At 62.4% G+C, this 23571-nt stretch carries 26 protein-coding genes and 2 tRNA genes; 8 read left to right on the top strand and 20 right to left on the bottom strand.

Annotated elements, in window-relative coordinates; translation table 11 throughout:
• Window positions 1-22: 22 nt before the first annotated feature.
• Together CWB41_RS16060 and mtnA are read right to left on the bottom strand one after the other, a co-directional pair.
• A complete protein-coding gene (locus CWB41_RS16060; RefSeq protein ID WP_115836000.1) occupies window positions 23-1513 on the bottom strand; it encodes an amino acid permease in 1491 nt (496 codons plus the stop codon).
• 18 nt (window positions 1514-1531) lie between these two features.
• Entirely contained in the window at window positions 1532-2629 is a 1098-nt protein-coding gene (gene mtnA, locus CWB41_RS16055) for an S-methyl-5-thioribose-1-phosphate isomerase (RefSeq protein WP_115836001.1), read from the bottom strand.
• A gap of 215 nt (window positions 2630-2844) precedes the next feature.
• Between mtnA and CWB41_RS16050 the strand changes: the two genes are divergently transcribed.
• Both CWB41_RS16050 and CWB41_RS16045 read left to right on the top strand, forming a co-directional pair.
• On the top strand, window positions 2845-3990 hold the full coding sequence (locus CWB41_RS16050) for a hypothetical protein (RefSeq protein WP_115836002.1): 1146 nt from the start codon (window positions 2845-2847) through the stop codon (window positions 3988-3990).
• Between the two features lie 53 nt (window positions 3991-4043).
• Complete coding sequence (locus CWB41_RS16045; RefSeq protein WP_245411216.1) at window positions 4044-4484, top strand: nucleoside deaminase; 441 nt, start codon at window positions 4044-4046, stop codon at window positions 4482-4484.
• A 29-nt stretch (window positions 4485-4513) separates the two neighbouring features.
• Here CWB41_RS16045 and CWB41_RS16040 read toward each other — a convergent pair whose 3' ends face one another.
• The 6 genes from CWB41_RS16040 to CWB41_RS16015 form a co-directional block, all read right to left on the bottom strand.
• Complete coding sequence (locus CWB41_RS16040) at window positions 4514-5026, bottom strand: flavin reductase family protein (protein WP_115836003.1); 513 nt, start codon at window positions 5024-5026, stop codon at window positions 4514-4516.
• Between the two features lie 158 nt (window positions 5027-5184).
• Window positions 5185-5916, bottom strand: coding sequence for an outer membrane protein (locus CWB41_RS16035; protein ID WP_115836004.1), 732 nt, complete (start codon window positions 5914-5916; stop codon window positions 5185-5187).
• A gap of 266 nt (window positions 5917-6182) precedes the next feature.
• A complete protein-coding gene (locus tag CWB41_RS16030) occupies window positions 6183-6770 on the bottom strand; it encodes a sarcosine oxidase subunit gamma (RefSeq protein WP_115836005.1) in 588 nt (195 codons plus the stop codon).
• On the bottom strand, window positions 6763-9732 hold the full coding sequence (locus CWB41_RS16025) for a sarcosine oxidase subunit alpha family protein (RefSeq protein ID WP_115836006.1): 2970 nt from the start codon (window positions 9730-9732) through the stop codon (window positions 6763-6765). The genes CWB41_RS16030 and CWB41_RS16025 overlap by 8 nt, the downstream gene beginning before the upstream one ends.
• Window positions 9729-9995, bottom strand: coding sequence for a sarcosine oxidase subunit delta (locus CWB41_RS16020; RefSeq protein ID WP_115836007.1), 267 nt, complete (start codon window positions 9993-9995; stop codon window positions 9729-9731). The genes CWB41_RS16025 and CWB41_RS16020 overlap by 4 nt, the downstream gene beginning before the upstream one ends.
• A 20-nt stretch (window positions 9996-10015) precedes the next feature.
• Window positions 10016-11266 (bottom strand): sarcosine oxidase subunit beta family protein, encoded by a 1251-nt coding sequence (locus tag CWB41_RS16015; protein WP_115836381.1) that lies wholly within the window; start codon window positions 11264-11266, stop codon window positions 10016-10018.
• A gap of 82 nt (window positions 11267-11348) precedes the next feature.
• On the opposite strand from CWB41_RS16015, the gene CWB41_RS16010 reads away from it, so the two are divergent.
• Window positions 11349-12392 carry a GlxA family transcriptional regulator gene (locus CWB41_RS16010; protein ID WP_115836382.1) on the top strand — a complete coding sequence of 348 codons (1044 nt, stop codon included), beginning with the start codon at window positions 11349-11351 and terminating at the stop codon, window positions 12390-12392.
• Here the strand turns inward: CWB41_RS16010 and CWB41_RS16005 are convergent.
• The 8 genes from CWB41_RS16005 to CWB41_RS15975 form a co-directional block, all read right to left on the bottom strand.
• Window positions 12367-13035, bottom strand: coding sequence for a helix-turn-helix domain-containing protein (locus tag CWB41_RS16005; RefSeq protein ID WP_115836008.1), 669 nt, complete (start codon window positions 13033-13035; stop codon window positions 12367-12369). The two genes, CWB41_RS16010 and CWB41_RS16005, sit on opposite strands and share 26 nt — an antisense overlap.
• 170 nt (window positions 13036-13205) lie before the next feature.
• Entirely contained in the window at window positions 13206-14507 is a 1302-nt protein-coding gene (glnT, locus tag CWB41_RS16000) for a type III glutamate--ammonia ligase (protein WP_115836009.1), read from the bottom strand.
• 38 nt (window positions 14508-14545) lie between these two features.
• The gene (locus CWB41_RS15995) at window positions 14546-14833 is read right to left on the bottom strand and encodes a hypothetical protein (protein ID WP_115836010.1); all 288 of its coding nucleotides are present in this window, start codon (window positions 14831-14833) and stop codon (window positions 14546-14548) included.
• Complete coding sequence (locus CWB41_RS15990; RefSeq protein ID WP_115836011.1) at window positions 14833-15507, bottom strand: hypothetical protein; 675 nt, start codon at window positions 15505-15507, stop codon at window positions 14833-14835. Before CWB41_RS15990 ends, CWB41_RS15995 begins: the two co-directional genes overlap by 1 nt.
• A gap of 4 nt (window positions 15508-15511) precedes the next feature.
• Window positions 15512-16870 (bottom strand): APC family permease, encoded by a 1359-nt coding sequence (locus CWB41_RS15985; protein ID WP_115836012.1) that lies wholly within the window; start codon window positions 16868-16870, stop codon window positions 15512-15514.
• A gap of 47 nt (window positions 16871-16917) precedes the next feature.
• Window positions 16918-17079, bottom strand: coding sequence for a hypothetical protein (locus CWB41_RS16245; protein WP_165204414.1), 162 nt, complete (start codon window positions 17077-17079; stop codon window positions 16918-16920).
• A 28-nt stretch (window positions 17080-17107) separates the two neighbouring features.
• Window positions 17108-17533, bottom strand: a complete 426-nt coding sequence (locus CWB41_RS15980; protein WP_115836013.1) for a hypothetical protein — start codon at window positions 17531-17533, stop codon at window positions 17108-17110.
• A gap of 10 nt (window positions 17534-17543) precedes the next feature.
• A complete protein-coding gene (locus CWB41_RS15975) occupies window positions 17544-17849 on the bottom strand; it encodes a hypothetical protein (RefSeq protein ID WP_129396540.1) in 306 nt (101 codons plus the stop codon).
• A gap of 318 nt (window positions 17850-18167) precedes the next feature.
• Here CWB41_RS15975 and CWB41_RS15970 point away from each other — a divergent pair, with 318 nt between their 5' ends.
• Window positions 18168-18491 carry an XdhC family protein gene (locus CWB41_RS15970; RefSeq protein ID WP_115836383.1) on the top strand — a complete coding sequence of 108 codons (324 nt, stop codon included), beginning with the start codon at window positions 18168-18170 and terminating at the stop codon, window positions 18489-18491.
• A complete protein-coding gene (locus tag CWB41_RS15965) occupies window positions 18491-19195 on the top strand; it encodes an XdhC family protein (protein WP_115836015.1) in 705 nt (234 codons plus the stop codon). Before CWB41_RS15970 ends, CWB41_RS15965 begins: the two co-directional genes overlap by 1 nt.
• An 81-nt stretch (window positions 19196-19276) precedes the next feature.
• Here the strand turns inward: CWB41_RS15965 and CWB41_RS15960 are convergent, their stop codons facing one another.
• The gene (locus CWB41_RS15960; RefSeq protein WP_115836016.1) at window positions 19277-20038 is read right to left on the bottom strand and encodes an outer membrane protein; all 762 of its coding nucleotides are present in this window, start codon (window positions 20036-20038) and stop codon (window positions 19277-19279) included.
• Between the two features lie 660 nt (window positions 20039-20698).
• A tRNA-Thr gene (locus CWB41_RS15955) sits at window positions 20699-20773 on the bottom strand.
• A 298-nt stretch (window positions 20774-21071) separates the two neighbouring features.
• Between CWB41_RS15955 and CWB41_RS15950 the strand changes: the two genes are divergently transcribed.
• Window positions 21072-21404: a hypothetical protein gene (locus tag CWB41_RS15950; protein ID WP_115836017.1), complete on the top strand. Its 333-nt coding sequence runs from the start codon at window positions 21072-21074 to the stop codon at window positions 21402-21404.
• Between the two features lie 134 nt (window positions 21405-21538).
• A complete protein-coding gene (locus CWB41_RS15945) occupies window positions 21539-21961 on the top strand; it encodes a hypothetical protein (protein ID WP_115836018.1) in 423 nt (140 codons plus the stop codon).
• A gap of 43 nt (window positions 21962-22004) precedes the next feature.
• On the opposite strand, the gene rlmB is transcribed toward CWB41_RS15945, so the two are convergent.
• Complete coding sequence (rlmB, locus tag CWB41_RS15940) at window positions 22005-22955, bottom strand: 23S rRNA (guanosine(2251)-2'-O)-methyltransferase RlmB (RefSeq protein WP_115836384.1); 951 nt, start codon at window positions 22953-22955, stop codon at window positions 22005-22007.
• Between the two features lie 113 nt (window positions 22956-23068).
• Between rlmB and CWB41_RS15935 the strand changes: the two genes are divergently transcribed.
• Window positions 23069-23153, top strand: a tRNA-Tyr gene (locus CWB41_RS15935).
• Window positions 23154-23317: 164 nt separating this feature from the next.
• On the opposite strand, the gene CWB41_RS15930 is transcribed toward CWB41_RS15935, so the two are convergent.
• On the bottom strand, window positions 23318-23545 hold the full coding sequence (locus CWB41_RS15930) for a hypothetical protein (protein WP_115836019.1): 228 nt from the start codon (window positions 23543-23545) through the stop codon (window positions 23318-23320).
• Between the last annotated feature and the right edge of the window lie 26 nt (window positions 23546-23571).

Genomic DNA, 23571 nt, shown 5'->3' with positions numbered 1-23571 from the left:
CGAACGGGTGTGCCGCCCTTTTTTAGCCCTTCGCCAGATGGCTGTGCTTGCGGCTGTAAAGGAAATAGATCGCCAGCCCGATGACGAGCCAGACGCCGAGCCGCACCCAGGTGTCGACGGGCAGGCCGATCATCAAAAACAGCGACGCCAGAGCGCCGAGCGGGCCAACGACGAAGACAACCGGCGTCTTGAATGGCCGTTCGATTTCGGGATGGCGGACGCGTAGCACCACCACGCCGAGGCAGACGATGACGAAGGCGCAGAGCGTGCCGATCGACACGAGTTCGCCGACAAGGCCGATCGGCGCGAGGCCGGCGAGGAGGGCGACGACGATCCCAGTCGCGATCGTCGTGATGTACGGCGTGCGGAACTTCGGATGCACGCGCGCCGCGAGCGGTGGCAGCAGGCCGTCCTTCGCCATCGTATAAAAGATGCGCGACTGCGCCAGCAGCAGCACCAGCACCACCGAGCTCAGGCCGAGGATAGCGCCGAATTTGACGAGTGGCGCGAAGAGGCCGAAGCCGATGTGATCGACGCCGACGGCAATCGGGTCCGGCACGTTCAATTTGTCATAAGGGATGATGCCGGTGATGACGAGCCCGACGAGAACGTAAAGAATCGTGCAGAAAAACAGCGAGCCCAGAATCGAACGCGGCATGTCGCGCTGCGGATTGATCGCCTCCTGCGCCGCGGTCGAGATCGCATCGAAGCCGATATAAGAGAAGAAGACGACGCCGGCGCCGCGCAGGACGCCGCCCCAGCCGTAATGGCCCGGGCCGGCACTCGGCGGAATGAAGGCGCCGTGCGGATTGCCGACCGTCACCCAATTCGAGGTCTTGAAGAAAAACGCGCCGACAATGATGAAGAGGATGATGATCGTCAGCTTGATCGCGACGATGACATTGTTCACCGACGCCGAATCGCGGATGCCGATGACCAGCAGCGTGCTCATCAAGCCGATGACGAAGGCGGCGGGAAAGTTGAAGATCGCGCCGGTGTGCGTCCAAAGTCCGCTTGCCGGATCGAAGGCAAAGGGCGCGCTTGCGTAGCTTGAGGGGATGCGTAGCCCAATGTCGTTCAGAAAACTCGTAACATAGCCCGACCAGCCGATGGCGACCGTCGTCGAGCCAAGCGCGTATTCAAGGATCAGATCCCAGCCGATCATCCAGGCGATGAATTCGCCCATGGTCGCGTAGGCGTAAGTATAGGCGCTGCCGGCGACCGGCACGGTCGAGGCAAGTTCGGCGTAGCAGAGGCCGGCGAGCGCGCAGGCAAAGCCTGAGAGGACGAAGGACAGCGCGATTGCCGGGCCGGCATATTCCGCCGCCGCGTGGCCGGTGAGCACGAAAATACCGGCGCCGATGATGCCGCCGATGCCGAGCGCAATCAGGCTCGTCAGGTTCAGCGTGCGTTTCAGCGGCGGGCTGCCGTGGGCGACGATGCCCTGGACTTCCAAATTCGCGGCCTCGGCTTCGAGCACCGCGATTGGCTTGCAGGCAAAAAGATCGGACATCGACTCCCCCCGGTTAAGTCATTCTACAAGCACAAGCCGTTCCGGGAAGGCTGTCGCAAGCGCCTCCCGGCGCGCGGGGATGATGCCGCGCTCGGTAATGAGGCCGCTGACGAGCCGCGCCGGCGTCACGTCGAAGGCGGGATTGGCGACGCGGCTGCCCTCCGGCACGATGCGCACCGTTTCCAGCCTGCCGTCGTCCGTCCGCCCGCGCATATGCGTCACCTCGCGCGCGCTGCGTTCCTCGATCGGAATGTCCCGCACGCCGTCGAAAATCGCGAAATCGATAGAGGAGGAGGGCGCGGCGACATAGAAAGGCACGCCATTGTCCTTGGCCGCCAGCGCCTTGAGATAGGTGCCGATCTTGTTGCAGACGTCGCCCGTCGCGGTGGTGCGGTCGGTGCCGACGATGACGAGATCGACGCCGCCATGCTGCATGATATGGCCGCCGGCATTGTCGACGATCACTTGATGCGAGACGCCTTGCTGCCCCAGTTCCCAGGCGGTGAGCGAGGCGCCCTGATTGCGCGGTCGCGTCTCGTCGACATAGACATGGAGATCGATCCCGGCTTCCTGCGCCTTGTAGATCGGAGCCGTTGCGGTGCCCCAATCGACCGCACAAAGCCAGCCGGCGTTGCAATGGGTCAATATGCTAACGCGGCCCTTGCGTTGGGCGATCTTGGCGATGAGCGCCAAGCCATTGGCGCCGATCGCATCGCAGATCGCGACATCGAGATCGGCGAGTTCGCCGGCCTTGGCGAAGGCGGCGGCGGCGCGCTCCGCGATTGGCAGACCGAAGAGGTCCGCGCGCATCACATCGAGCGCCCAGGCAAGGTTAACGGCTGTCGGCCGTGTCGCCAGAAGTCTCGCGCTTGCCGCCGCGAGGCCCGTATCGCTCGGGTCGTCGCGCAGCGCGATGGCCAAGCCATAGGCGGCGGTGACGCCGATGAGCGGCGCGCCGCGCACCTTCATCTCCCGGATGGCGACTTCGAAATCGCCGAGCGTGGCGAGTTCGCAGATCACGAATTCGTGCGGCAGCCGGGTCTGATCGATGATCGTGACGCGGCTCTCGTCCGCTGCCGGCCAAATCGTGCGTAGGGGCTTGCCGTCAACGCGCATGCAACATCCTGAAGAATTGAAGGTTTGAGAAAGAAGAGGCGGGTACGTACCGGATTATCGCGGGTGCTTGCCGGTGTGCCAAGCCGCACGTTCCTGTTGTGTAGCTTGCCCAAATCGCGCGGAGCTGACGATGAAAAGCCGATTCTTCAACAAGCTTTTAACGAAATCCCGTGCAACCTCTTGACTGTGTTTAATCTGCCGCCGGGGTGGACGCTATGGATTCCTCTGCTGATCCGCAAGCTTTTGACGACAAGGACTCCGAGGCCGCGCGCGAGAGCGCTGCGGATGCTGCCGCCAGCGCGCCGGGCGAAGCAAGCGCGTCGCGCGCCGTGACGCCTTTTGAGGCGAAGGCCGTGGGTGAGCCGCAAAAATCGGATGCGGCAAAGCCCGAGCCGCCACAAAGCGCGCCGGTGCCGAGTTCGGCGCTTGTCATCGTGCCGCCTCAGAAGGGCAAAAAGTTCGACGGCAGCTTCATCGCCGGTGAGCGTCCCGGCGGCGCACCGCGTGCGCGGCGGACGTCCTTGCTCAGCTATCTGCTGCGCGCGGCGGCCGTCGTCGTCGTTGCGGGCGGCGCCTATGCCGCGGGCAGCCGCTATCTTTCCTGGCCCGCGCTGCCGACCCCCGGCCTGTCCAAGGTGGCTTTCTCGACAACTTCTTCAACACCGCCCGCGCTTGCCCCCGCTCCAGTTGCAGTTCCCGCCGCCGGTCCGGCTGCTCCTGCGGTTGCTCCGGTTGCGCCGAAGGTCGCGCCTGATATTGGTCTTGCCGATCTGCGCCGTGAGAACAGGACGCTGAGCGAGGAAGTCCACAAATTGCAATTGCGGCTCGCCGCGTTGCAGGCGCAGACTCCCGACGATATCCACACCCTCAAAAAGACCATCGAGAGCCTGCAGGCGAGCCTCGATTCCCAGCAGACCGATTTCAAGGCTCAGATCGCGCAGCTTTCCGCGCGGCTCGATCGTTTACATGAGGGCACCCGGGTCAACACGGCGGCCAAACCCACGGCGAACCGCATCGATGCGAAATCCATTCAGGCGACGCTCGATCGTGTCGCCCGTGTCGAAGCGGAGAACGATGGTCCGACCGGCTCCATTCCGGCTGGGGCACCTCATGCCGAGCGGGCGCATTCGCTCACGCTCGCGTCCGCCGAAGGCGCGCGTCACGCGCCGCAACTTCTTCAGGACTGGGTGGTGCGCGACGTCTATCGCGGCATCGCATTGGTCGAGGGCCCGCAGGGCGCCATGGAGGTCATGCCGGGCGATGTTCTGCCGGGCGCAGGTACGGTGCGCGCCATCCAGCGGCGCGGCGACGGCTGGATCGTGCTGACAAGTCGCGGCTTCGTCGATTACGATCACGACTGAAGTTAAAGCAGAACGCTGCTCGTCCGAAAGGGCGGCTCCGTGAGGTGACTCTTATGGCGTCGACTCCCGAGGACGAGGCGTTCATGCGACTGGCTATCGCCGAGGCCGCGCAAGGGGACTGGCCGTTTGGCGCCGTCATTGTCGGCGACAAAAAGGTCCTTGAGGTCGGGCGCAATCTCGCCAGGACGACAAACGATCCGACAGCGCATGCGGAAATGGTGGCTATTCGCAGGTTCGTCGCGACTCGGGACGCTGGCGAGCTAAAGGGCACGACCCTTTATACCTCGGGCGAATCCTGTCCCATGTGCATGGGCGCCATCCTGTGGTGCGGCATCAGCCGCGTGGTGTTCGGCGCCTCGATCGACCAGCTTGCCACAAAGATCGAACAGATCATGCTGACCGACCGGACGGTGGCGGAGGCTGCGCTTTTTGCGAAAATCGCGATCACCGGCGGCGTGCTGGCCGCTGAGGCGATGGCCCTGTTTTCAAAGTAGATGGAGCGGGGCCGATCAATCAATCCATTTCAAGGCTTGGGTGCTTGTGAGCCCCACGACGTTGGATAGAGAAAAGCAGCGCCATCCATGGAACCGGTGTCGCGATAGAGTAGGGGCTCGGCTTCGGAGTCTAACAGCTTGCCATCCATCATTCTTCCCAGCACCAGCATGTGGTCGCCGGCAGGATGCTCATTCACGACCTCGCACGCGAACCAGGCGAGGGCCTCACGCAGGATGGGCAGGCCAGAGCGATCTGTCGTCCAATCCGTGGAGACCAATTTATCGGTTCGGGGTCGGCCGTAATGTTCGGCCAGATCCAACTGATGCTTCTTGAGCACGTTGACGCTGAACGACCGGCCTTCCTTCAGCAGCCGGTAAGAGGAATGGTTTGGATTGATGCTCAAGGCGAGCAGCAAGGGATCGAAAGAAACCTGCATGACCCACGCGGCGGTGAACGCGTTGCGTGTTTCGAGATGGGCTACACCGATTACGTAAACACCTTGCGTCAGGCGCTGAAATAAGGCTGCCGTGGGTCCGCTCATGTTCGCCGTCCCGCTGCCCCCGATCAGTGTGCATCTGCCGGAACAGGTTCGGCAAGAATTTCCTGCTAAGCCGTCGTCGTCGCCGGAAGCGGTGAGAGTAAGGTACAAGAAAACGGCGGCCGAAGCCGCCGTTTAAATTATGAGCACCCTTGCGCCTCTCAGTATTTTGCGACGACCGGCGCCGGTGGGGCAGCGAAATCGAATCTGTAGCTGAAGCCAGCCTCGACCCTGTTATCCCAGACATCCTGGTGAATATTTTCTGTGCCGGTGTAGAAGGTGTACCGGCCATAATCGGTGAAACGGTCCTCGATAAGAATCGACCAATTCGGATCAAGCGCATATTCAAGGCCACCGCCGCCGGTCCAGCCGAAGCGGCCAAAGTTTTCTCCCGCGTAAAACACGCCGGGAGGATTCTGCGCGGAAACATGGAAGCTCGCGTAAGCGCCGCCGCCCGTCACAAAAAGCAGAAATTGATTCCAGGCCAAACCCGCTCGGGCACGAATCGACGCTTCGACATCAGCACGCGTAGTGTTCGCCCATGTATTGCCGTTTGAAGTGCCGTTGCCGTTATAGTTCGTGTCCTCGACATCGCCTTCTAGGCCGAAGACAAACTGGTCCACCTGGTAGTTGTAGCCAATGTGTCCGCCGCCGACGACACCGTTATTGGTGTACGGATCTTCCGAGGAGATGAACGTCGTGTCGCTGGCGTCGTAGCGGTTCCAACTCGTTTGTCCCGACTGAATGCCGATTTGGCCACCGATGTAGACGCCCGTCCAACTGAGTACCGGCGGCGGCGGGGCATAAACGGGCGCCCCTTTTTCAGCCGGAAGATCAGCAGCAAGTGCAGGCGCAGAAACCGCACATAGGAATAACGGAATGAGTTTACGCATCGAATCCCCCCTTGCGTTTATTGCAGATGAACAGGGGATACGTGGGTCAACAAGATACCGATGCCGTTGCATCGTTAAAAAACAAGAGCAGTGGCAAAAAGGCATCAATTTCAAAGGCTTAATTCATTTTCTCGCACACAAAACCGGGAATATTTGGAAGCGAAAAATAGAGGTTTTGTCCGAGCCTCAGGCTTTGCAAATTATACCGTAGAAATTGCCGGGAAGTCCTGAGGCGAATTGGAACATTGGCCGGACGCGTTTTAAAGTTAAGGCAGTACTTTAAGTCCGAACTCCGCGGCGCTTTCGGTCAGCCAATGGCAAAAGGCGACCGCGAAACTTCGCGCGACAGCGATCTCATAGATCGGCTGATTGTCGATTTGCCAGATGACGACATTGAGATGCGCGCAGGATGTCGAGGCGGCATCGCCAGCCTCGAAGGCGCGCGGGTGCAGATCGAGGCCAAGACCTTTTTCGAAGGTCGCCCGCGCTTTTGGTCCCGAAATGCAGAAAACCGTGAAGCCGCTCGATTGTTCGGTGACGGCGGCGCTGTCGCCCAAGGCGTCCCGCAGCGAAGCGGAAAGGCTGGCGGCGTCTTCGCTGAGGGCGAGCCACGCGCGCGGGCCCGTCGCCACGAAGGTGAGATTGCCGCCCGAACTGGCCTTGCTGCCGGGGATAAGCTTCAGGCCGAAGGCGCCCTTGAGCCGCGCCGCGATCTCGTCGGCGGGACCATAGGCGATGACGGTCGCGGCTTGCCGCGATCTCTCTTCACATACGACAACACCCGCGGCGGCCGCAGGTCCGATGTCTTTCAGCGCGCCCGCGACAGGCGAGCGGAATTCCAGCACCTCACTCATGCAGCCATTTCCCTTCGGGATCGACGAAGATGGGAGAGACGACCTCGACCTCGACGTCGCCCTCACGGACCGGGTCGTAGGCACGGACATATTCGCCGATCCGCGCCGCGCCGCGCTTCAGCAGGCCAAGACCGATCCAACTGCTGACATGCGGCGAATAGGCGACCGAAGTCATATAGCCCTCGTCGTTTTGCGTGGTCGCCGCCGCTTCGAGGGCGAGGAAATGCGCGCCCGAGCGCAGCCGCTGCCCCGGGTCGACCGGCTTCAGACCAACGAGCCCCGGACGCTCAGGATCGTTGAGCGCCGGCCGCTGCGCCAGCACGCGCCCGATGAAATCTTTTTTCTTCGAGAGCATTTTGCCGAGGCCGATGTCGGCGGCCGTCGTCTGGCCGTTAAGCTCGGGCACCGAGACATGGCCCTTTTCGATGCGCAGCACGCCGAGCGCCTCGCTGCCGTAGGGCACGACTCCGAGCGGAGTCGCCGCGCGGAGCAAGGCACGCATGAGGCTGTCGCCGTAATCCGCCGGCACGGCGATCTCATAAGCGAGTTCGCCGGAAAAGGAGATGCGATAGAGGCGCACCGGCACATTGCCCCACGAAAACTCCGTGCAGGCGAGGAAGGGGAAAGCCTCGTTCGAAACATCGAACCGCGCGCCAAGGAGATTTTGCAGCACCTCGCGCGATTTCGGTCCCGCGACGGCATATTGCGCCCATTGCTCGGTGACGGAGACCATTGCCACATCGAGTTCCGGCCACAGCACCTGATGGCAGAATTCGAGATGCTGCATCACCTTGCCGGCATTGGCCGTGGTCGTCGACATGACGTATTGATTGGGCTCGAGCCGCGCTGTCGTGCCATCGTCGAGCACGAAGCCATCCTCACGCAGCATCAAGCCGTAGCGCGCCTTGCCAACCGGCAGCGTCGAGAATGTGTTGACATAGATGCGGTCGAGAAAGACGCCCGCATCGCGGCCCTGAATATCGATCTTGCCCAGGCTCGAGACATCGCAGATGCCGCCGGCGGCGCGCACGGTCTTGACCTCGCGCGTCACACTTTCGAACCAGTCCGTTTCGCCCGGCTGGGTGAACCAGCGCGGCCGCAACCATTGCCCTGCCTCGACCATGGTGGAGCCATTTTCCAGCGCCCAGCTATGTCCCGCGCAATAGCGCGTCGCCTTGAAGTGCCGTCCGACATGCGGCCCGGCGAAGGCGCCGATAGCGACCGGGACATGCGGCGGCCGAAACCGCGTCGTGCCGGCTTCGCTCATCGGGCGCCCCGTCAGATAGGCCATCAGGGCCTGCCCGTTGACATTCGCGGTCTTGCCCTGGTCCGTTGCCATGCCGAGCGTTGTGTAACGCTTCAGATGTTCGACGGCGCGGAAGCCCTCGGTTTTGGCGATCGAGACGTCCTTCGCGGTGACATCGTTCTGCAGATCGACGAAGGCTTTGCCGCGAATGCCGTCGATATGCCAGAGAGCGGAGACCTGGGACGGTTCGTCGTCGGCTTGTGGAAGCGCCGCAGGCGTCGCGGCGAAGCCGAGATCGGCCGCCGCTGCTTGCCCCACCTGCAGGCCGGTACGCAAGCACGCGGCGAGGCCGAAATTGCCCGCGGCGGCGCCCGCAACCTGCATGCCGGGCGGCAGATCACCGGGCAGGAAAGCGCTGTGCGCGTCCGACCAGACCGGCTTACCGCCGAGATGCGTCGTCAGACCGACCTGCGGGTTATAGCCACCGGAGACGGCCAGCACGTCCGCCGCGAATTCGAGCGTCCTGCCGTCCTTGCGGACACTGATCCGCTTCACGCCCCAATGGCCATGCGTATCGGTCACGACAGCGTCGGTGAGGATGCGCACCCCGGCGCGGGCGAGCGGGCGGGTCAGTGAATCGGCAACGCTCTTGCGCGCATCGACGATGATCTCGATGTCGAAGGCTTTTTGCACCTCCTGCGCGGTATGCCACCCATCGTCCGAGGTAATAAAGAAAGCGATCTTGCGACCGGGCGCCGTCGCGAAACGGTTGACATAGGTGCGCAAGGCTGAAGCGAGGATCACACCCGGCCGGTCGTTGCCGCCGAAGACGAGCGGCCGCTCGATCGCGCCCATCGCATTGATCGTGCGCCGGGCGACGATCTGCCAGAGCCGCTGGCGCGGCTGATGCAGCGCGGGAATCGGCAGATGATCGCCGACGCGCTCCAGCGCGCCGTAGGTTCCGCCATCATAGACGCCGAAGACGGAGGTACGGTTGAGGATCCGCACTTCGGGCAGGGATCTCAGTTCCGCTTCGACGCGCGCGGTCCAGTCGGCGGCGGGCGTCGCGTCAATTTCGTGCTGTTCCGACAGCAAGCGGCCGCCGAGACGGAAATCCTCTTCGCAGAGGATGACGCGGGCGCCGGCGCGTCCCGCGGCAAGTGCGGCGGTGAGGCCCGCGGGACCGGAGCCGATGACAAGAACATCGCAATAGGCGGTCGCGTGTTCGTAGTGATCGGGGTCGGGCGCCGCGCTCGCGACGCCGAGGCCGGCGGCGCGGCGGATCGCCGGTTCATAGACCTTCTCCCAGAAGGAAGCCGGCCACATGAACGTCTTATAGTAGAAGCCGCCGACGAAGAGCGGCGCCGCGAGCTGGTTGAGCGCGAGAACATCGAGATGCAGCGACGGCCAGCAATTCTGGCTCGACGCGGCGAGATGATCGTAAAGCTCGACCGTCGTCGCCTTGGTGTTGGGCTCACGCCGCGCGCCATCGCGCAAGGTGATGAGCGCATTGGGCTCTTCGGCGCTGGCGGACAGCACGCCGCGCGGGCGATGATATTTGAACGAGCGGCCAAGGAGCTTGACGCCGTTCGCCATCAAGGCCGAGGCGAGCGTGTCGCCCGGATGGCCGATGTAATTCTTGCCGTCGAAGCTGAAGACGAGTTCGCGGCGCCGGTCGATCAGGCCGCCGCCCGGCAGACGGAAGGGCTGGCTCATCGCACACCTTCCCGCGCGAGGGTCGCGCTTTCGATCTCATGCGTGCGCGTGTCGCGCAAAACCTTGAGCCAGGAGCGGCAGCCGAAAGCATGATACCAATATTCCTCGCCCGGCCCGGCGAGGTTGTCGCGCAGATAGGCGTAGGTGAAGAAGTTCTGCGCGGCATCGGGCGCAGCAGGCTCGGGGCGCGGGGCACCCGCCTCGCCAATCGTGACGAATTCGGAGGCGTCGCGGGAGCCGCAGAAGGGACAGGGAATTCTCATGGATAAATTTCCTTGGCGCCTCAATGCAGATTGGGCTGCGGGCCTTGGCCCTTTTCATCGATGACGGCACCACGCGCGAAACGGTCGAGCCGGAAAGCGGCGGCGGCGGAATGGGGTTCGTCGCGGGCAATCAGATGTGCGAAGCACAGACCCGCGGCAGGCACGGCCTTGAAGCCGCCGTAGCACCACCCGGCGTTGAGATAGAGGCCGTCGACGGGTGTCTTGTCGATGATCGGTGAGCCGTCCGCGGTCATGTCCATGATCCCGCCCCAGTTGCGCAGGATGCGCAGGCGCCCGATGAGCGGCATCAGCGCGACGCCGCCCTCGCAGACATCCTTCACCGTCGGCAGATTGCCGCGCTGGGCGTACGACTTGTAGCCGTCGAGATCGCCGCCGAAGACGAGGCCGCCCTTGTCGGATTGGCTGATGTAGAAATGCCCCGCGCCGAAGGTGACGACGTTCGGGATCAGCGGCTTTATGCCTTCCGAGACGAAGGCCTGGAGCACGTGGCTTTCGATCGGCAGCCGCAGGCCGGCCAGCGCGGCGACGCGCGAGGAATTGCCCGCCACCGATATGGCGACCTTTTTGGCGCGGATTTGTCCGCGCGTGGTTTCGACGCCCGCGACGCGGCCGTTCTCGATGATGAAACCGGTGACTTCGCAATTCTGCACGATGTCTACGCCGCGGTCGCTGGCGCCGCGCGCATAGCCCCAGGCGACGGCGTCATGCCGCGCGGTGCCGCCGCGTTTTTGCAGCAGGCCGCCCTGAATCGGAAAGCGCGCATCGTCGAAATTGAGGAACGGCAGCATGGCGTGGACCTGCTCGCGATCGAGCAGATCCGCATCGACGCCGTGCAACCGCATCGCATTGCCGCGCCGGGCGTAGGCGTCGCGCTGGCCGTCGGAATGATAAAGGTTCATAACGCCACGCTGGCTGACCATGGCGTTGTAGTTCAGGCTCTGCTCCAGGCTTTCCCAGAGCTTCATCGATAATTCGTAGAACGGGATGTTGCCGGCCAGCAGATAATTGGAGCGTATGATCGTCGTGTTGCGGCCGATATTGCCGCCGCCGACCCAGCCCTTTTCGAGCACGGCGATATTGGTGATGCCATGCTCCTTGGCGAGGTAATAGGCGGTCGCCAGACCATGACCGCCGCCGCCGACGATCACCGCATCATACGTGGATTTGGGTTCCGCATCGCGCCAGGCAGGCGTCCAGCCGCGATGGCCGGTCATCGCGTTGCGAAGCAGGGAGAAGAAGGAATAGTGCATTACGTCCCGCGCTTGATGGCCTTGACTTTCTTTGAGCATGGAGGGAGACAGCCTTTATGGCTTGTCCATTAGCGCCATTCTCATGACTCAGGGCGACAAAGGCGCCGACCGCGCGCGCGACGTGAAACGGTTCGGCTTTCTGCTGATCGACGATTTCGCGCTGATGTCCTTCGCCTCGGCCATCGAGCCGCTGCGCGCCGCCAACATTCTTGCCGGCCGCGCGCTCTACGATTGGATGACGATCGGTGTTGGCCGTGAGAGAGCCGTGGCTTCGCTCGGATTGTCGGTGCAGACGCAGCATGTGGTCGGCGCCGATCTCGATCTCGACACGCTGATTGTGTGTGCCGCCGCCAATCCGGCCGAATTCACCGACGCGGCGACGCTGCAATGGCTGCGCCGTCTGGCGCGGCGGGGCGTGCGCATCGGCGGCGTCTCGGGTGGCCCGTTCATTCTGGCGCGCGCCGGGCTTCTCGACGGCTATCGCAGCACGATTCACTGGGAGCACGTGCCGGCCTTCAGGGAGAGTTTTCCGCAGCTCGCGCTACGCCGTTCGCTTTATGTGATCGACCGCGACCGGCTGACCTGCGCCGGCGGCATCGCCGCGCTCGACATGATGCACGCGCTGATCGCCGCGGAGCAGGGCCGCGTTCTGGCGGACAAGGTCAGCGAATGGTTCGTACAGACCGAAATTCGTCTCGGCACGGGCGCGCAGCGCCGCTCGCTGCAGGAACGCTACGAGACTGCCAACGCGCATCTGCTGGCGGCGCTGGCGCTCATCGAGAGCCATATCGAACGTCCGCTCAGCCGGCAGGCTCTGGCGGCTGCGGCGGGCATTTCCCTGCGCCAGCTCGAACGGCTCTTCGCGAGCCATTTGCGCACGACGCTCGACAAACATTATTGCGATGTCCGGCTCGAGCGGGCGCGCACTTTGCTGCGGCAGACGGCCATGCCGGTCGCGGAAGTCGGGCTGGCGAGCGGCTTTCAGAGCGCCAGCCACTTCTCGCGGCAGTTCAAGCAGCGCTACGGCCACGCGCCGGCGCAGGAGCGCCGGATCAAGCCGCAGCGCGAAGAAAACGCGCCGAAACCAAAACCCAAAGGCTCTAGGGCCGGTCGCGCTGGTAGATGATGATCGAGAGATAGGTCATGGGCAGCTCGATCAGCGCCTCGGGGCCGTGCATGGCGCTCGAATCGAACAGGATGGAATCGCCAGGCTCCAGCCGATAGACCTTGTCGCCATGCCGGTAATCGACGACGCCGGTCAGCATGTAGATGAATTCGCGCCCGGCGTGCTGGAAAGCGGTATAGGGCGCGGCCTCTTTCTCCAGCTTAATGAGATAAGGCTCGACGGCAATGTCGCCGCCCAGCGCATGGCCGAGAAGCTGGTAGATGTGTCCGACCTTCGAGCCGCGCCGTTCGATGACCACGCCCTGATTGGCCTTCACATAGGAGCAGTCGCGCTGATCCTCGAAGGCGGCAAAGAGAGAGGTCATCGGCGCGCTGAGGGCCGCGGCAATCGATTGCAGCGAGGCGAGCGAGGCGGAGATTTGTCCAGTCTCGATCTTCGACATCATGCCGGTCGAGATTTGCGCGGCGCTCGCGAGGTCCGCGACAGAGAGATTGAGCCGGCGCCGCAACTGCCGGATCTGGCTGCCGATGGCGCGTTCGAGGCTGCGGGTCTCGCCGGCCGGCGCATCGGAAACGGTCAATAATTTCGGCGGCGTGGTGGCGGCTGATTCGTCTGCGGCTGTCGCTTTTGCTTTGCGATCCATATGTTCCGACCGACGGCGGGGATGTAAGAGGCTCAACTTACGTTCCATTACTGGGAACAAGAAGACGATAACTCTGCTTGCTCCCAGCGATTTCTAGCCCTTCCTGCCGGTCGGAACAATATGCCCCAGTGAAGCTTTCTTGAAATCAAGGGCTTATTTCTGACCGGAACTCAGCAATCGAGCGTCGTCTCGACCTCCCATTTGGTCAAATGACGCGTGTATTCGTCCCAGGCCTGGGTCTTCAGCTTGACATAGGCGGTGACGAACTCGGTGCCGAAGGCCGCCTCGTAAAGCGGCGAGGCTTCCAGCGCCCGGAGCGCGTCGAGCAGGTTGAGCGGCAATTTCTTCGCGCCTTCGACCAGATGGCCTTGGGTATACATGTTGATGTCCAGACGCTTGCCGGGGTCGCGCGCATGTTTGATGCCGTCGAGGCCCGCGGCGAGCACGGCCGCCTGCAAAAGATAGGGATTGGCGGCGCCGTCGGCGAGACGCAGCTCGAAGCGTCCTTCTTCCGGAATGCGCACCATATGGGTGCGGTTGTTGCCGGTATAGGAGATCGTGTTCGGCGACCAGGTCGCGCCGGAGAGCGTGACAGTGCCATTGATGCGCTTGTAGCTGTTGACCGTCGGGTTCGTCAGGGCGGTCATCGCCTCGGCATTGGCGAGGATGCCGGCGAGGAACTGATAGCCGAGCTTCGAGACGCCGAGTTCGCCTTTGTCGTCGGAGAAGACGTTCTTGCCGTACTTCCAGAGAGACACATGTGAATGGCAGCCGTTGCCGGTGAGGTTGGAAAAGGGCTTGGGCATGAAGGTCGCCCGCAACCCGTGCTTCTCGGCGATCGACTTCACCATATATTTGAAGAACGAGTGCCGGTCGGCGGTGACGAGTACCGTGTCATATTCCCAGTTCATCTCGAACTGGCCGTTGGCGTCTTCGTGATCATTTTGATAAGGGCGCCAACCCAACTCCAGCATGCTGTCGCAGATTTCCGAGATCACGTCGTAGCGGCGCATCAGCGCGCTTTGGTCGTAACAGGGCTTTGACTGCAGGTCGCCGGGATCGGAAATGCCCTCGCCATTGGGCGAGATCAGGAAGAATTCGCATTCGACGCCGGATTTCATTTCGAGACCCTGGTCCGCGGCCTCGGCGATCAGCCTGCGCAGCACGTTGCGCGGCGCGTGTTCGACCTCCTTGCTATCCATCCAGGGATTGCCGGCGAACCAGCCGACTTCCTTCTTCCACGGCAATTGGATGAGGCTTTCAGGGTCGGGAATGACGAACATGTCGGCGTCGGCGGGCGTCATGTCGAGCCAGGTGGCAAAGCCGGCAAAGCCCGCGCCGTTCTTCGCCATCGCGGTGATGGCTTCGGCCGGCACGAGCTTCGAGCGCTGCGTGCCGAAGAGATCGGTAAACGAAATCAGGAAATACTTGATGCCACGGTCCTTGGCGATCTTCTCAAGATCTTTGGTCATGCGCTCTCCGGAGGAAAAGTTTATTCGGGCCCGACGCTTCAGCTTCTCGCCGTCAGGCTTTGCAGGTTGCGCAGCTTCGCCAGCCGATAAGCCTCGGGGATGGACAGGGCGTAGACGAACAGGCCGCCGGACAGCCGGCCGACCAGGCTTTGCGCCGGTGTCGTCAGGTGCCAGGTGATCATGGCGAGCAGGATCATGAACATCTGCATGGTGAAGCCGCGTTTCGGCTGGCCCGCGAGCACATGCCCCATTCCGGGGAGCAGGATCGCGACAGCCAAAACGACATAAGGGTTTGGATCGGCCAGAAGCGCGCGCAGCTTGCTCATCACGCGGCCTCGGCTTCTTTTGCCGGGGCGGCGTCGAGATCCGCGGCGATGGCGATCAGCCGGTCGAGCAGGGCGCGCACCAGCGCCGGGTTGACGCGCGCCTCCGTGAAGGTCGCCTGACGGAGCACGAGATAATCGGCGCGCTCTGCCTGGGCGGCCTGATAGACCAGCCGGACACCGTGCGGCGTGACGACAAGTTCCTTGGTCTTCAGGTCGTCAAACGTCTTGATGTGCGGTTCGAGACGCTCGAGCGAAGGCCGCGGCACACCGGGGAGCGAGCAGAGCAGGGCGTTCTGCGGCCAGGCCGCCGGAACCACCAGATGCTCGTGGAAATCGAACGAAGGCGAATAGAATTCGATACCCTGTGGGCGGACGAGAAAGTCGATCGTGCCGCGTGTCGCATTGGGCAAAAGCAGGCTTGCCTTGAGCCAGAGGGAAGGCAACTTGCGCCATCCCATATTGTCGAGCACCGGCTCGAGGCGCACCGGCAGACCTTTGTAGCGCGCCTCGAGAACCGGGTAGTTCATGCCCTCCTGCGTCACCCGATAGGTTTCGAAGAGTTCCGTGCTGTTGGCGAAGAATTCGCCGCGGCGCAGGCGCGCGCGCCGTGCGTCCCTGGCATAGAACCAGGGCAGCACGAGCAGCGCGACGAGTGTGAGCAGGATTGCGGTCATCGTCTTAATATCCCGCCGGCTTCGGCCAGGCCATCGTGAACTGTGCGCCGCGGCGCACATAACGATAGCGGTAGAAGGCGAACCAGACCGACGCGATGATGTAGAAGGCCATCATCGCGAGGAGCTGGCGGCCGTAGCCGAGATAGACGGCGAAGAACGTCGTGATGCAGAGGAACATCAGCGTGAACGCCGGCACCGGGTGGAACGGATGCTCGAAGCCGCGACGAATGGTGCCAAGCGGCCATTTGCGCCGGAAGGACCACATGTTGAGCGGCATGAACGTGTAGTTCAGCAGACCCGACAGGATCGAGAAGGTGATGATTTCCGCGAGCGGGATGTAGAGCGCGAAGATCACCGCGATCGGCGTCAGGAATAGGATCGAGCGGAACGGCGTCCGATACTTCGGATGCACGGCGCCGAACCATGTTGGCAGATAGCGGTCGCGACCCATCGAGAACCAGGCGCGAGCCGAGTCGTTGATGCAGCCGTTGGCAGAGGCGATCGCCGACAACAGAGTGCCGATGAACAGCAGAACAGTGAGGAAGTTGCTGCCAGTCACGCGCGCCGTGTCGTAGAGCGGCGCGAGCTCATTGTCCCAGCCGATATATTCCCACGGCAACAGGCCGCAGGAGACATACCAGGTGATCGCCGCGGCGATCAGCAGGGTAATCATGCCGCTCATCGTGCCGAGAGGCAGGGCGCGGCCGGGCGAGCGCACTTCTTCCGCCGCCTGACAGGTCCCCTCGATGCCGAGGTAGTACCAGATGCCGAAGTGCAACGCCGCGATCACACCCAGCCAGCCATAAGGCAGATTGGTGAGCAGATCCTTGTGCAGCAGCACCGCGGTCGGGTTCCACGGTTGCACGCCGATGAAGAGGATGATGATCGTGGTGAAGGCCGCGGCCGTGATGATGAAGTTCACGGTCAGAGTCGCGAAGACGCCACGGTAATTGAGCCACGTCAGCACCGCGAGACAGAGCACCGTGAAGGGCTGCCAGGGGATGTCGTGTCCCAATTGCTGGGCGCCGATCTGTACGAGCTGGCCGGCGACCTGAATATCGCTGGCGTTCAGCATCGTATAGGTCAGCACCATGAACAGGCCGACGTTGAAGGCCATCAGCGGCCCGATCGTGTGTTTGGCCTGGGCATATTGGCCGCCGGCGGCGGCGACAGTGGAGGTGATCTCGGAATCGATCATCGCCACGCAGGTGTAGAGCAGGCCGGAGATGAAGCAGGCGATCAGCGCGCCGAAGGCGCCGCCCTTGCCGACGCCGTAGTTCCAGCCCATGAATTCGCCGACGAGAACGATGCCGACGCCGAGACCCCAGACGTGAATGGGGCCAAGAACCTTGAGCAAGTTCATATCATGCCCAGTGCTCGCTGGGGGTGTTGCTGCAATATCGGACATGATTATTCCCCCGGTTCCGTCGGAAAGAGTTCGTCGACGCCTTCGCGCGAACTCAACAAAACATCCTCGCTATATTTCATGTTGACGCGGAAGAAGTCCCACACCAGCCATGCGAAGATGGCGGCGGATATGATCCACGCCACCCATCCAGAGATCGCCCACATATTACTGTCCTTCGTTAGGGAATGACGGTCAGTCGAACTTTTCCGCGATGACCTGTTTGTATTCTTTTCCCGACATCACCAGCAGGAAGATGAAATAGCCGAATATGACGACGGCCGTCGCGAGAACGCCCATTGTGTCGATGTCATATTGGAAGGGCATCGTGATGATGTCTGCGGCGCTTTCTTTGGTGTAGCCGAGCTTTTGCCACTGCTTCACCATTACCGGGTTCTGGCCGAGAGATTCCCAGGTGAGCCCTTTCCAGACCTTTGTCGTCTTGTCCGCCGCCATCGTATAGCTGACGCCCGTAGGCAGCTTTTCGACGCGCGACGGGACGGCGATGCCGAGCCAGATCGGCAGGAAGAGCGATGCAAAGACGAGCGCGAGCAAAAATCCGACATCGAACAATTGTCCGAAAAGACCCTGCTTGGGCGGAATGTAAGGAGTTGTCGCCATCGGTTGTTCCTCAGTGGCCGGCGTCGAGATGACGGATGTCGATGGCGTAGATGTGCGCCTTGTCTTGTCCGTAGTGCTTGATCATCGCGATGATCGAGCTGGTGTTGAAGATCAGCAAAAGCCCGGCACCGATCCAGCAGACGACTTCGACCGACTTCTCCGCGATGAAACCGCGAACGGCGAACATGACGAAAAAGGCGGTCAGCCAAAGGGCGACGACGAGTACGCCCGCGGTGAGTTTGTCGCGGGCGAACATCGCTTCGATGCGATTGTCCAGGTCTGGCGAGGTTGGAATAGTTTCTGTAGTGGCCGTCACGTGCGCGCTCCTTCGCTAAAGTCAGGTGCCTGGAAGGCAGTTCCTGAAAAGAAACTCTTTTTCTTGAAAACAAAGTTTGTGCCATTGGCGGTCGGGCATATTTACGAGACATAAACCGTATTTTTTCCGCGCCATTGCCTAGTTGCAAGGCGTTTGCCTAGCAGGAACTCATTTTGTTGCTCAAAATATCGGCGGCCTAGGGATGAAGGCCACGATGCAAATGTATCCTGCGAAGAAACATGCGGTTGCCGATGACTCATTTGCCCATAATTGGAGCGCCGGGCAGGGCAGAGGGTGTGCGATAGCAGGGCAATGACGATGCCGGTCTCGAACGACGATATATTGAAGACGGCGCAAGCTTGGCGCGCGGCAGGCAAGGCGGTTGCCCTTGCGACATTGATCGAAACCTGGGGGTCGGCGCAGCGTCCGGCCGGCAGCCTGCTTGCCATTGACGACGACGGCCGCAGCCTTGGTTCATTGTCCGGGGGCTGCATCGAGCCCGAAATCGTCGGCCTGGCGCGCGCGGTCATTGCCGATGGCGCGCCGCGGCTGCGCGAATTTACCGTCTCCGATGAGGCGGCTCAGGGCGTCGGGCTTCCCTGCGGCGGTCAGATCAAGGTCTTCGTCGAGCGGGTCGGGTAATGCGCGCCGATCTTCTCGCTGAACTCATCGCGGAGAGCGAGGCGCGACGCGCTTCCATTCTCGTAACCGATGTTGCGACCGGCGCGCAAAAGCTGGTGCGCGAAGGCGAGATCGCCGGTGACCCGCTCGCGTCGCAACTCGAAGCGCACTTGCGTCTCGGCAAAAGCGCGCTGATCGAAACGCCCGACAAGACGAGCGTCTTTCTGCATGTTCGGGTGCCGAGGCTACGCATGATCGTGCTCGGCGCGGTCCGGATCGCGCAGGCGCTGGTGCCGATCGCGGAGCTTGTCGGCTTCGAGGTGATCGTCATCGATCCGCGTCCCACCTTCGCCACGCGCGAGCGATTTCCCGATTGCGCGGTTATTGCGCAATCGCCGCAAGAGGTCTTCGCCGCGCGCCCGCTCGACCGCTACACAGCGATGGTCGTGCTCTCGCATGATGCGGATATCGACGACGCCGGCATTACGGCAGCGCTCGCCGGAGGCTGCTACTACGTTGGCGCTCTGGGATCGCGCAAAACCAGCGCGAAACGGCTCGAGCGGCTGCGCGCGCAAAATATCCCCGAGGCGGCGCTCGCCAGCATCCATGCGCCGATCGGGCTCGACATCGGCGCGGTCAGCGCGGTCGAGATCGCGGTCGCAATTATCGCCGAGGTCATCGCCGCACGGCGGCAAAAACCGCCGCGTGCAGAAGCAATGGCGTAAACCTTTGGGCCGTCCGCCGTCAGCAAAAGGAAACCGGCGACTTTCGCCGCCGGTCGAAGATCTGGAAGAACCGATTCTCGCTCAGAATTTGTAATTGATGCCGGCGGTCGCGGTCTGCGCGGTCACATGCAAGGTATGAGAATACCAATAGAATCCGTCGTCGACGAAGGTCGTCGGCGAGCCTTTGGTCCCGAAGTCGTAATAATGATAATTCACATTGGCGGTGATGTGGTCGGTGAAGGCGTACTCTAATCCGCCGCCGACGGTCCAGCCGGGATTGACTGTGTCGTAGGTCGCCTGCGAGCCGAGGTCGCCGGAAAAATCCGCATTCGAGTGGTTGATGCCAGCAAACGCGCCACCGCCGTCGGCGAAGATCAGCACGCGGTCAAACGAATAACCAATCTTCGCCGTCACTGAACCGATCCAGCCGATATCGGTGTGATAAAAGCCGCTGTCGCCCAAATCGGTGTTGCCACTCAAATGACTCCAGGCAATGTCGCCCTCGCCACCGATGACGAAGTTGCCCCAGAGCTGGACGTTGTAGCCAAAGTCGCCGCCGACGAGGCCGCCGTTGCCGCTTACGGTCGGATTAGGCGGGCTGTCGTCGAAATTATAATGGGCAGAGTCCCATCCGTAGCCACCGTAGATACCGCCGTAGAATCCAGTCCAGGAGAAAGCTGGCGCCACCGGCACATAGGCCGGCGCACCTTTTTCGTTTGGCAGATCGGCCGCAAAAGCAGATCCAGAAAGCACGCACAGCAGGGCTGCACACCCGATTAGCTTTTTCATTTTTTGAATTCCCCCATGTTGCACGGGCAATAGCCTTAGATGCTCTGTCGGCATTTACGGCATGGTTTCCACGTGACGGAGTGCGATTCACCCTCGGTGTTGCCGTTACGTAACTCCCGGAGAGCATCAAGCGGAACGCTATCTTGAGCGCACTACCTACTGCGCTGAAGCTCGGCGTCCCGGGCGGTGGCCGAGTCCTTGATGAATATTCTTGTTTGCGGTCGCAATCGTCCGGCTGCGATCACAGGGCGCTGGATCACGGGCGAACGATGAGGCCGATTGCTCGTCGTGTTGGCTTAATGCGGTCCGGCAGCTGGCTGCCCGCCATAAGGGCTAATGGCAGGCCCCCGGTGATGGTGGCCGTAACGTCCGTGGGCGTGCACGACTTCATGCGTCCGATGCCGGCCGATATGAGCACCCGGGCTGCCGGGCGTGTCGCCCGACCCACCTAACGCCCCGTTCGTGCCCGGGCTGCTCTGTGCCAAAGCGCCGCCAGCGATGAATAACGAAAGAAGCGCCCCGAGTGCCGAAATCTGTCCGAATCTCATCTTCAGCTCCGTCGTAGCCCCGAACCTTGAACGCAGCGGCCGGCGAATTGTTCCGCACGGATGATGATCGCCGAGCTCGCGGGCTCGCAGCTTAGGAGACGGGATGAGCCGGCTATAGCGACGAGCGATCGGCCGCTTCAGCGGCGAACGACAGCGAAACGAGATTTGGTGCCGGCGGAGAGGATTGAACTCCCGACCTTCGGTTTACAAAACCGCTGCACTACCGCTGTGCTACGCCGGCCAAATTCGGTGTTTTCCCGCGTGAGCTACCAGCGGCGCGGCGCGCTGGCAATGGTGCGGAATGCACGATACCTTAATCAAACCTTTACCAGTTCGCGAAAGATTGCGGGAGTGTTGCAAGTTATCCGCAGCGGATCGGCTTCGGTCGCAACCTTGCCTTATTGGGGTTCTAATTTTTCGCCCGGTGTCGGTTGAGTGGCCGCCAGGGGGATTTTCGAGTCGCGGGAACGGATTCGGCCTCTGACCAACCGGGGCCAAAGTTTCGACGGCGTCGATGCGGCGCGCTTTTGGAGGGACAGATGTCGAGTCAGGTAAAATCGGTAGTGAAGGCGGCCGCTGCGCTCACACTGGCGGCTGGCCTCGCGACCGTTGTTGCGCTCCCGGCCCAGGCCGACGGCGGTGGCGCTTTCGCAGCCGGCCTCCTCGGAGGCACAGCCCTCGGCCTTATCGCCGGCAGCGCCGCGGCCTCAGCCGCCGTTCCGCCGCCGCCTCCGCCCCCGCCGCCTTATTATGCGCCAGCCTATGTCGGCGGTCCCTATGCGCCGCCACCCCCGCCGCGCTGCTGGTATGAGCCGCAGCAGGTCTGGGACGGCTATGAATATGTCGTGCGGCGCGTCCGCGTCTGCCAATAAATCTATCTGATATCCGCAGCTTCCTTGCCTGGGTCCCGGCCTCATCCGCTGGACCTCTGGGATTTCGCACGTTAAGTTCCGCTCGTCGCCGTTAACGGATTTTTAACCATTGGCGCGCGGCGAGGGAGCGTGCCATGCGGCTAGGGGTTTTCCTGCTTGGTCTTGCCGGGCTCAGCCTGACGGCGCCCGGCCCATTGTCCGCGACACCCGGATTCGTCGTGCTCTCAGCGCCCCGTGGCTTTAAGGTCCTGGGCACGGTCGAGAATTTTCAGCCCGGCCACTGGCACAGGCATTTCTACGGCGCCACCGCGGAAGATGCGGCTCTGCTGACGGGCGGGTTCGACGCCGCGCAGGACTATTCGGCGCCCCCGCCGGACGAACCGGTGCCGCCGTATCAGCCTTATTCGCCGCCGGACTATTATCCCGCTTATTATGCGCCGCCACCCCATTATTGCTTCCGCCCGCTGGTGATCCACCTCGTGCCGGAACGTCATACCGGGAGGCTGCCGCGGGTTATTTACGGGACCAGGCCGCTGAACTGTCCGGATTTGGAATAGGGCGCTTTTGCAATAGTTTAGAACGTCAAGCTCAGGTTAAGAATTAGCTTGAGCTTGACGCGAGACGGCTGCGGGCCAACGCGAGCGCGACCGCACAAGCATTTGAGACATTGAGACTCTTGATCGCGCCGGGCATGTCGAGCCGAGCAAGCAGGTCACATTTCTCGCGGGTGAGCCGCCGCAAGCCTTTGTCCTCGGCGCCGAGCACCAAAGCCAGCGGGCGCGTCAGTGACGTCTCTTCCAGCACGACTGGCGCCTCAGAATCGAGCCCCACGCGCAGATAGCCGAGTTCGCCCAGCTCTTCGAGCGCGCGGGCGAGATTGACGACGCTGACAATCGCCACATGCTCCAGACCGCCGGAGGCAGCCTTGGCGAGCAGGCCGGCGAATTCCGGCGCGTGGCGCTCGGTCGTCACCAAAGCGTCGACGCCAAAGGCCGCGGCGCTGCGGACGATGGCGCCGACATTATGCGGGTCGGTGATCTGATCGAGCACCAGAATCAGGCCGCTCTTCGATTCGATCTCATCGAGGCTTGGCGCGGGCAGGGGCTCGGCCTCGAGCAAAACGCCCTGGTGCACCGCGTCGTGCCCGAGTTTGCGGCTCAAATCCACGGCTTCGACGATCTGCGGCACAATCCCGACTGCGGCGCAGTCCGGCGCCAGCCGGGCCGCTGCGGCCTCCGTCGCGAAAAGGGCGAGCGGCCGGCGCTTTTTGGCGCGCAAAGCCTCCTCCACGGCATGAAAGCCATAGAGAAGGCTGACGTATGCTGAGGCGCGGCGAAACGGCGGCGAGGGCTTGGGTGACGGCTTGGCGCCCCGTTTTTCGCTGCCGTGCGACTGGTCGCGCGCTTGCCCATGTGCTTGCCCGTGAGCCTGGGGTTTCGCTTGGCCGGGCGCCTGGGGCTTGGCCTCGGATTTCGCCGTATAGGATTTGAATCCGGGCCTTGCGGCGCCGTGATATTTGTCGGCCTCGCGGCGCGGTGGCTTGTTGCGCAATCGGTTTTCCTTCGGGCGCAGGATCTTGAGGGGTTGACGAAGTGCCGCCGACTTTCCATAAGCGCGCAATCAACGGTCCGCGCAAGGTTCCCGCTTGTCCGCGGCTTTGAAGCGGGGGAGTGTCCCGAGTGGCAAAGGGGGCGGACTGTAAATCCGCTGGCTATGCCTTCGTAGGTTCGAGTCCTACCTCCCCCACCATCGATCTCCCGAGATTTTATTTGCGGCTTTCAGTTCGCTGCTGCGCTTTTTTGGCGCGGATAAAGCTGTGGACCGAAAGCGCAAACAAAAACCCCGCCGAGGATGCCGCGGCGGGGCGAATGAAATTGTAATGGGCTCAGCTTAGCCCCGGAAGCGACCGCGCGTCAGCGGACGAAGGTTGAGCAGACCTTGACGCCGTCGAGCGCCTTGCTGGCGTCGTCCCACGACGTGAAGGTCTTGTCGCTCACGACTTTCATTCCGGGATAGGGGCTCTTGGAGGTGACGACGGCAGCACAATTGCCGACCGTGTCCTGCACGAGCGAGAAAGATTCGGCCAAAGCGGGCGTGGCCATGACGGCGGCGAACAGAGCGGCCGTAAGCAGCTTCTTCATAAGGGGACTCCAATTCCAGATTCCAG

Source organism: Methylovirgula ligni (assembly GCF_004135935.1).
GTDB lineage: Bacteria > Pseudomonadota > Alphaproteobacteria > Rhizobiales > Beijerinckiaceae > Methylovirgula > Methylovirgula ligni.
The sequence above is the reverse complement of the archived record's forward strand: the minus strand, read 5'-3'. Positions and strand labels throughout refer to the sequence as shown.

Coding starts and splice junctions, on each gene's coding strand:
- CWB41_RS15960 (WP_115836016.1), bottom strand. CDS start 20,038: ATGCCGACAGAGCATCTAAGGCTATTGCCCGTGCAACATGGGGGAATT.
- CWB41_RS15980 (WP_115836013.1), bottom strand. CDS start 17,533: ATGGCGACAACTCCTTACATTCCGCCCAAGCAGGGTCTTTTCGGACAA.
- CWB41_RS15970 (WP_115836383.1), top strand. CDS start 18,168: ATGCCGGTCTCGAACGACGATATATTGAAGACGGCGCAAGCTTGGCGC.
- CWB41_RS16020 (WP_115836007.1), bottom strand. CDS start 9,995: ATGAGAATTCCCTGTCCCTTCTGCGGCTCCCGCGACGCCTCCGAATTC.
- glnT (WP_115836009.1), bottom strand. CDS start 14,507: ATGACCAAAGATCTTGAGAAGATCGCCAAGGACCGTGGCATCAAGTAT.
- CWB41_RS16005 (WP_115836008.1), bottom strand. CDS start 13,035: ATGGATCGCAAAGCAAAAGCGACAGCCGCAGACGAATCAGCCGCCACC.
- CWB41_RS16030 (WP_115836005.1), bottom strand. CDS start 6,770: ATGAGTGAGGTGCTGGAATTCCGCTCGCCTGTCGCGGGCGCGCTGAAA.
- CWB41_RS16060 (WP_115836000.1), bottom strand. CDS start 1,513: ATGTCCGATCTTTTTGCCTGCAAGCCAATCGCGGTGCTCGAAGCCGAG.
- CWB41_RS16050 (WP_115836002.1), top strand. CDS start 2,845: ATGGATTCCTCTGCTGATCCGCAAGCTTTTGACGACAAGGACTCCGAG.
- CWB41_RS16045 (WP_245411216.1), top strand. CDS start 4,044: ATGGCGTCGACTCCCGAGGACGAGGCGTTCATGCGACTGGCTATCGCC.
- CWB41_RS16245 (WP_165204414.1), bottom strand. CDS start 17,079: ATGTGGGCGATCTCTGGATGGGTGGCGTGGATCATATCCGCCGCCATC.
- CWB41_RS16040 (WP_115836003.1), bottom strand. CDS start 5,026: ATGAGCGGACCCACGGCAGCCTTATTTCAGCGCCTGACGCAAGGTGTT.
- CWB41_RS16025 (WP_115836006.1), bottom strand. CDS start 9,732: ATGAGCCAGCCCTTCCGTCTGCCGGGCGGCGGCCTGATCGACCGGCGC.
- CWB41_RS15995 (WP_115836010.1), bottom strand. CDS start 14,833: ATGAGCAAGCTGCGCGCGCTTCTGGCCGATCCAAACCCTTATGTCGTT.
- CWB41_RS15945 (WP_115836018.1), top strand. CDS start 21,539: ATGCGGCTAGGGGTTTTCCTGCTTGGTCTTGCCGGGCTCAGCCTGACG.
- CWB41_RS15930 (WP_115836019.1), bottom strand. CDS start 23,545: ATGAAGAAGCTGCTTACGGCCGCTCTGTTCGCCGCCGTCATGGCCACG.
- CWB41_RS16035 (WP_115836004.1), bottom strand. CDS start 5,916: ATGCGTAAACTCATTCCGTTATTCCTATGTGCGGTTTCTGCGCCTGCA.
- CWB41_RS15985 (WP_115836012.1), bottom strand. CDS start 16,870: ATGAACTTGCTCAAGGTTCTTGGCCCCATTCACGTCTGGGGTCTCGGC.
- CWB41_RS16010 (WP_115836382.1), top strand. CDS start 11,349: ATGACTCAGGGCGACAAAGGCGCCGACCGCGCGCGCGACGTGAAACGG.
- CWB41_RS15990 (WP_115836011.1), bottom strand. CDS start 15,507: ATGACCGCAATCCTGCTCACACTCGTCGCGCTGCTCGTGCTGCCCTGG.
- CWB41_RS15965 (WP_115836015.1), top strand. CDS start 18,491: ATGCGCGCCGATCTTCTCGCTGAACTCATCGCGGAGAGCGAGGCGCGA.
- CWB41_RS15950 (WP_115836017.1), top strand. CDS start 21,072: ATGTCGAGTCAGGTAAAATCGGTAGTGAAGGCGGCCGCTGCGCTCACA.
- CWB41_RS16015 (WP_115836381.1), bottom strand. CDS start 11,266: ATGCACTATTCCTTCTTCTCCCTGCTTCGCAACGCGATGACCGGCCAT.
- mtnA (WP_115836001.1), bottom strand. CDS start 2,629: ATGCGCGTTGACGGCAAGCCCCTACGCACGATTTGGCCGGCAGCGGAC.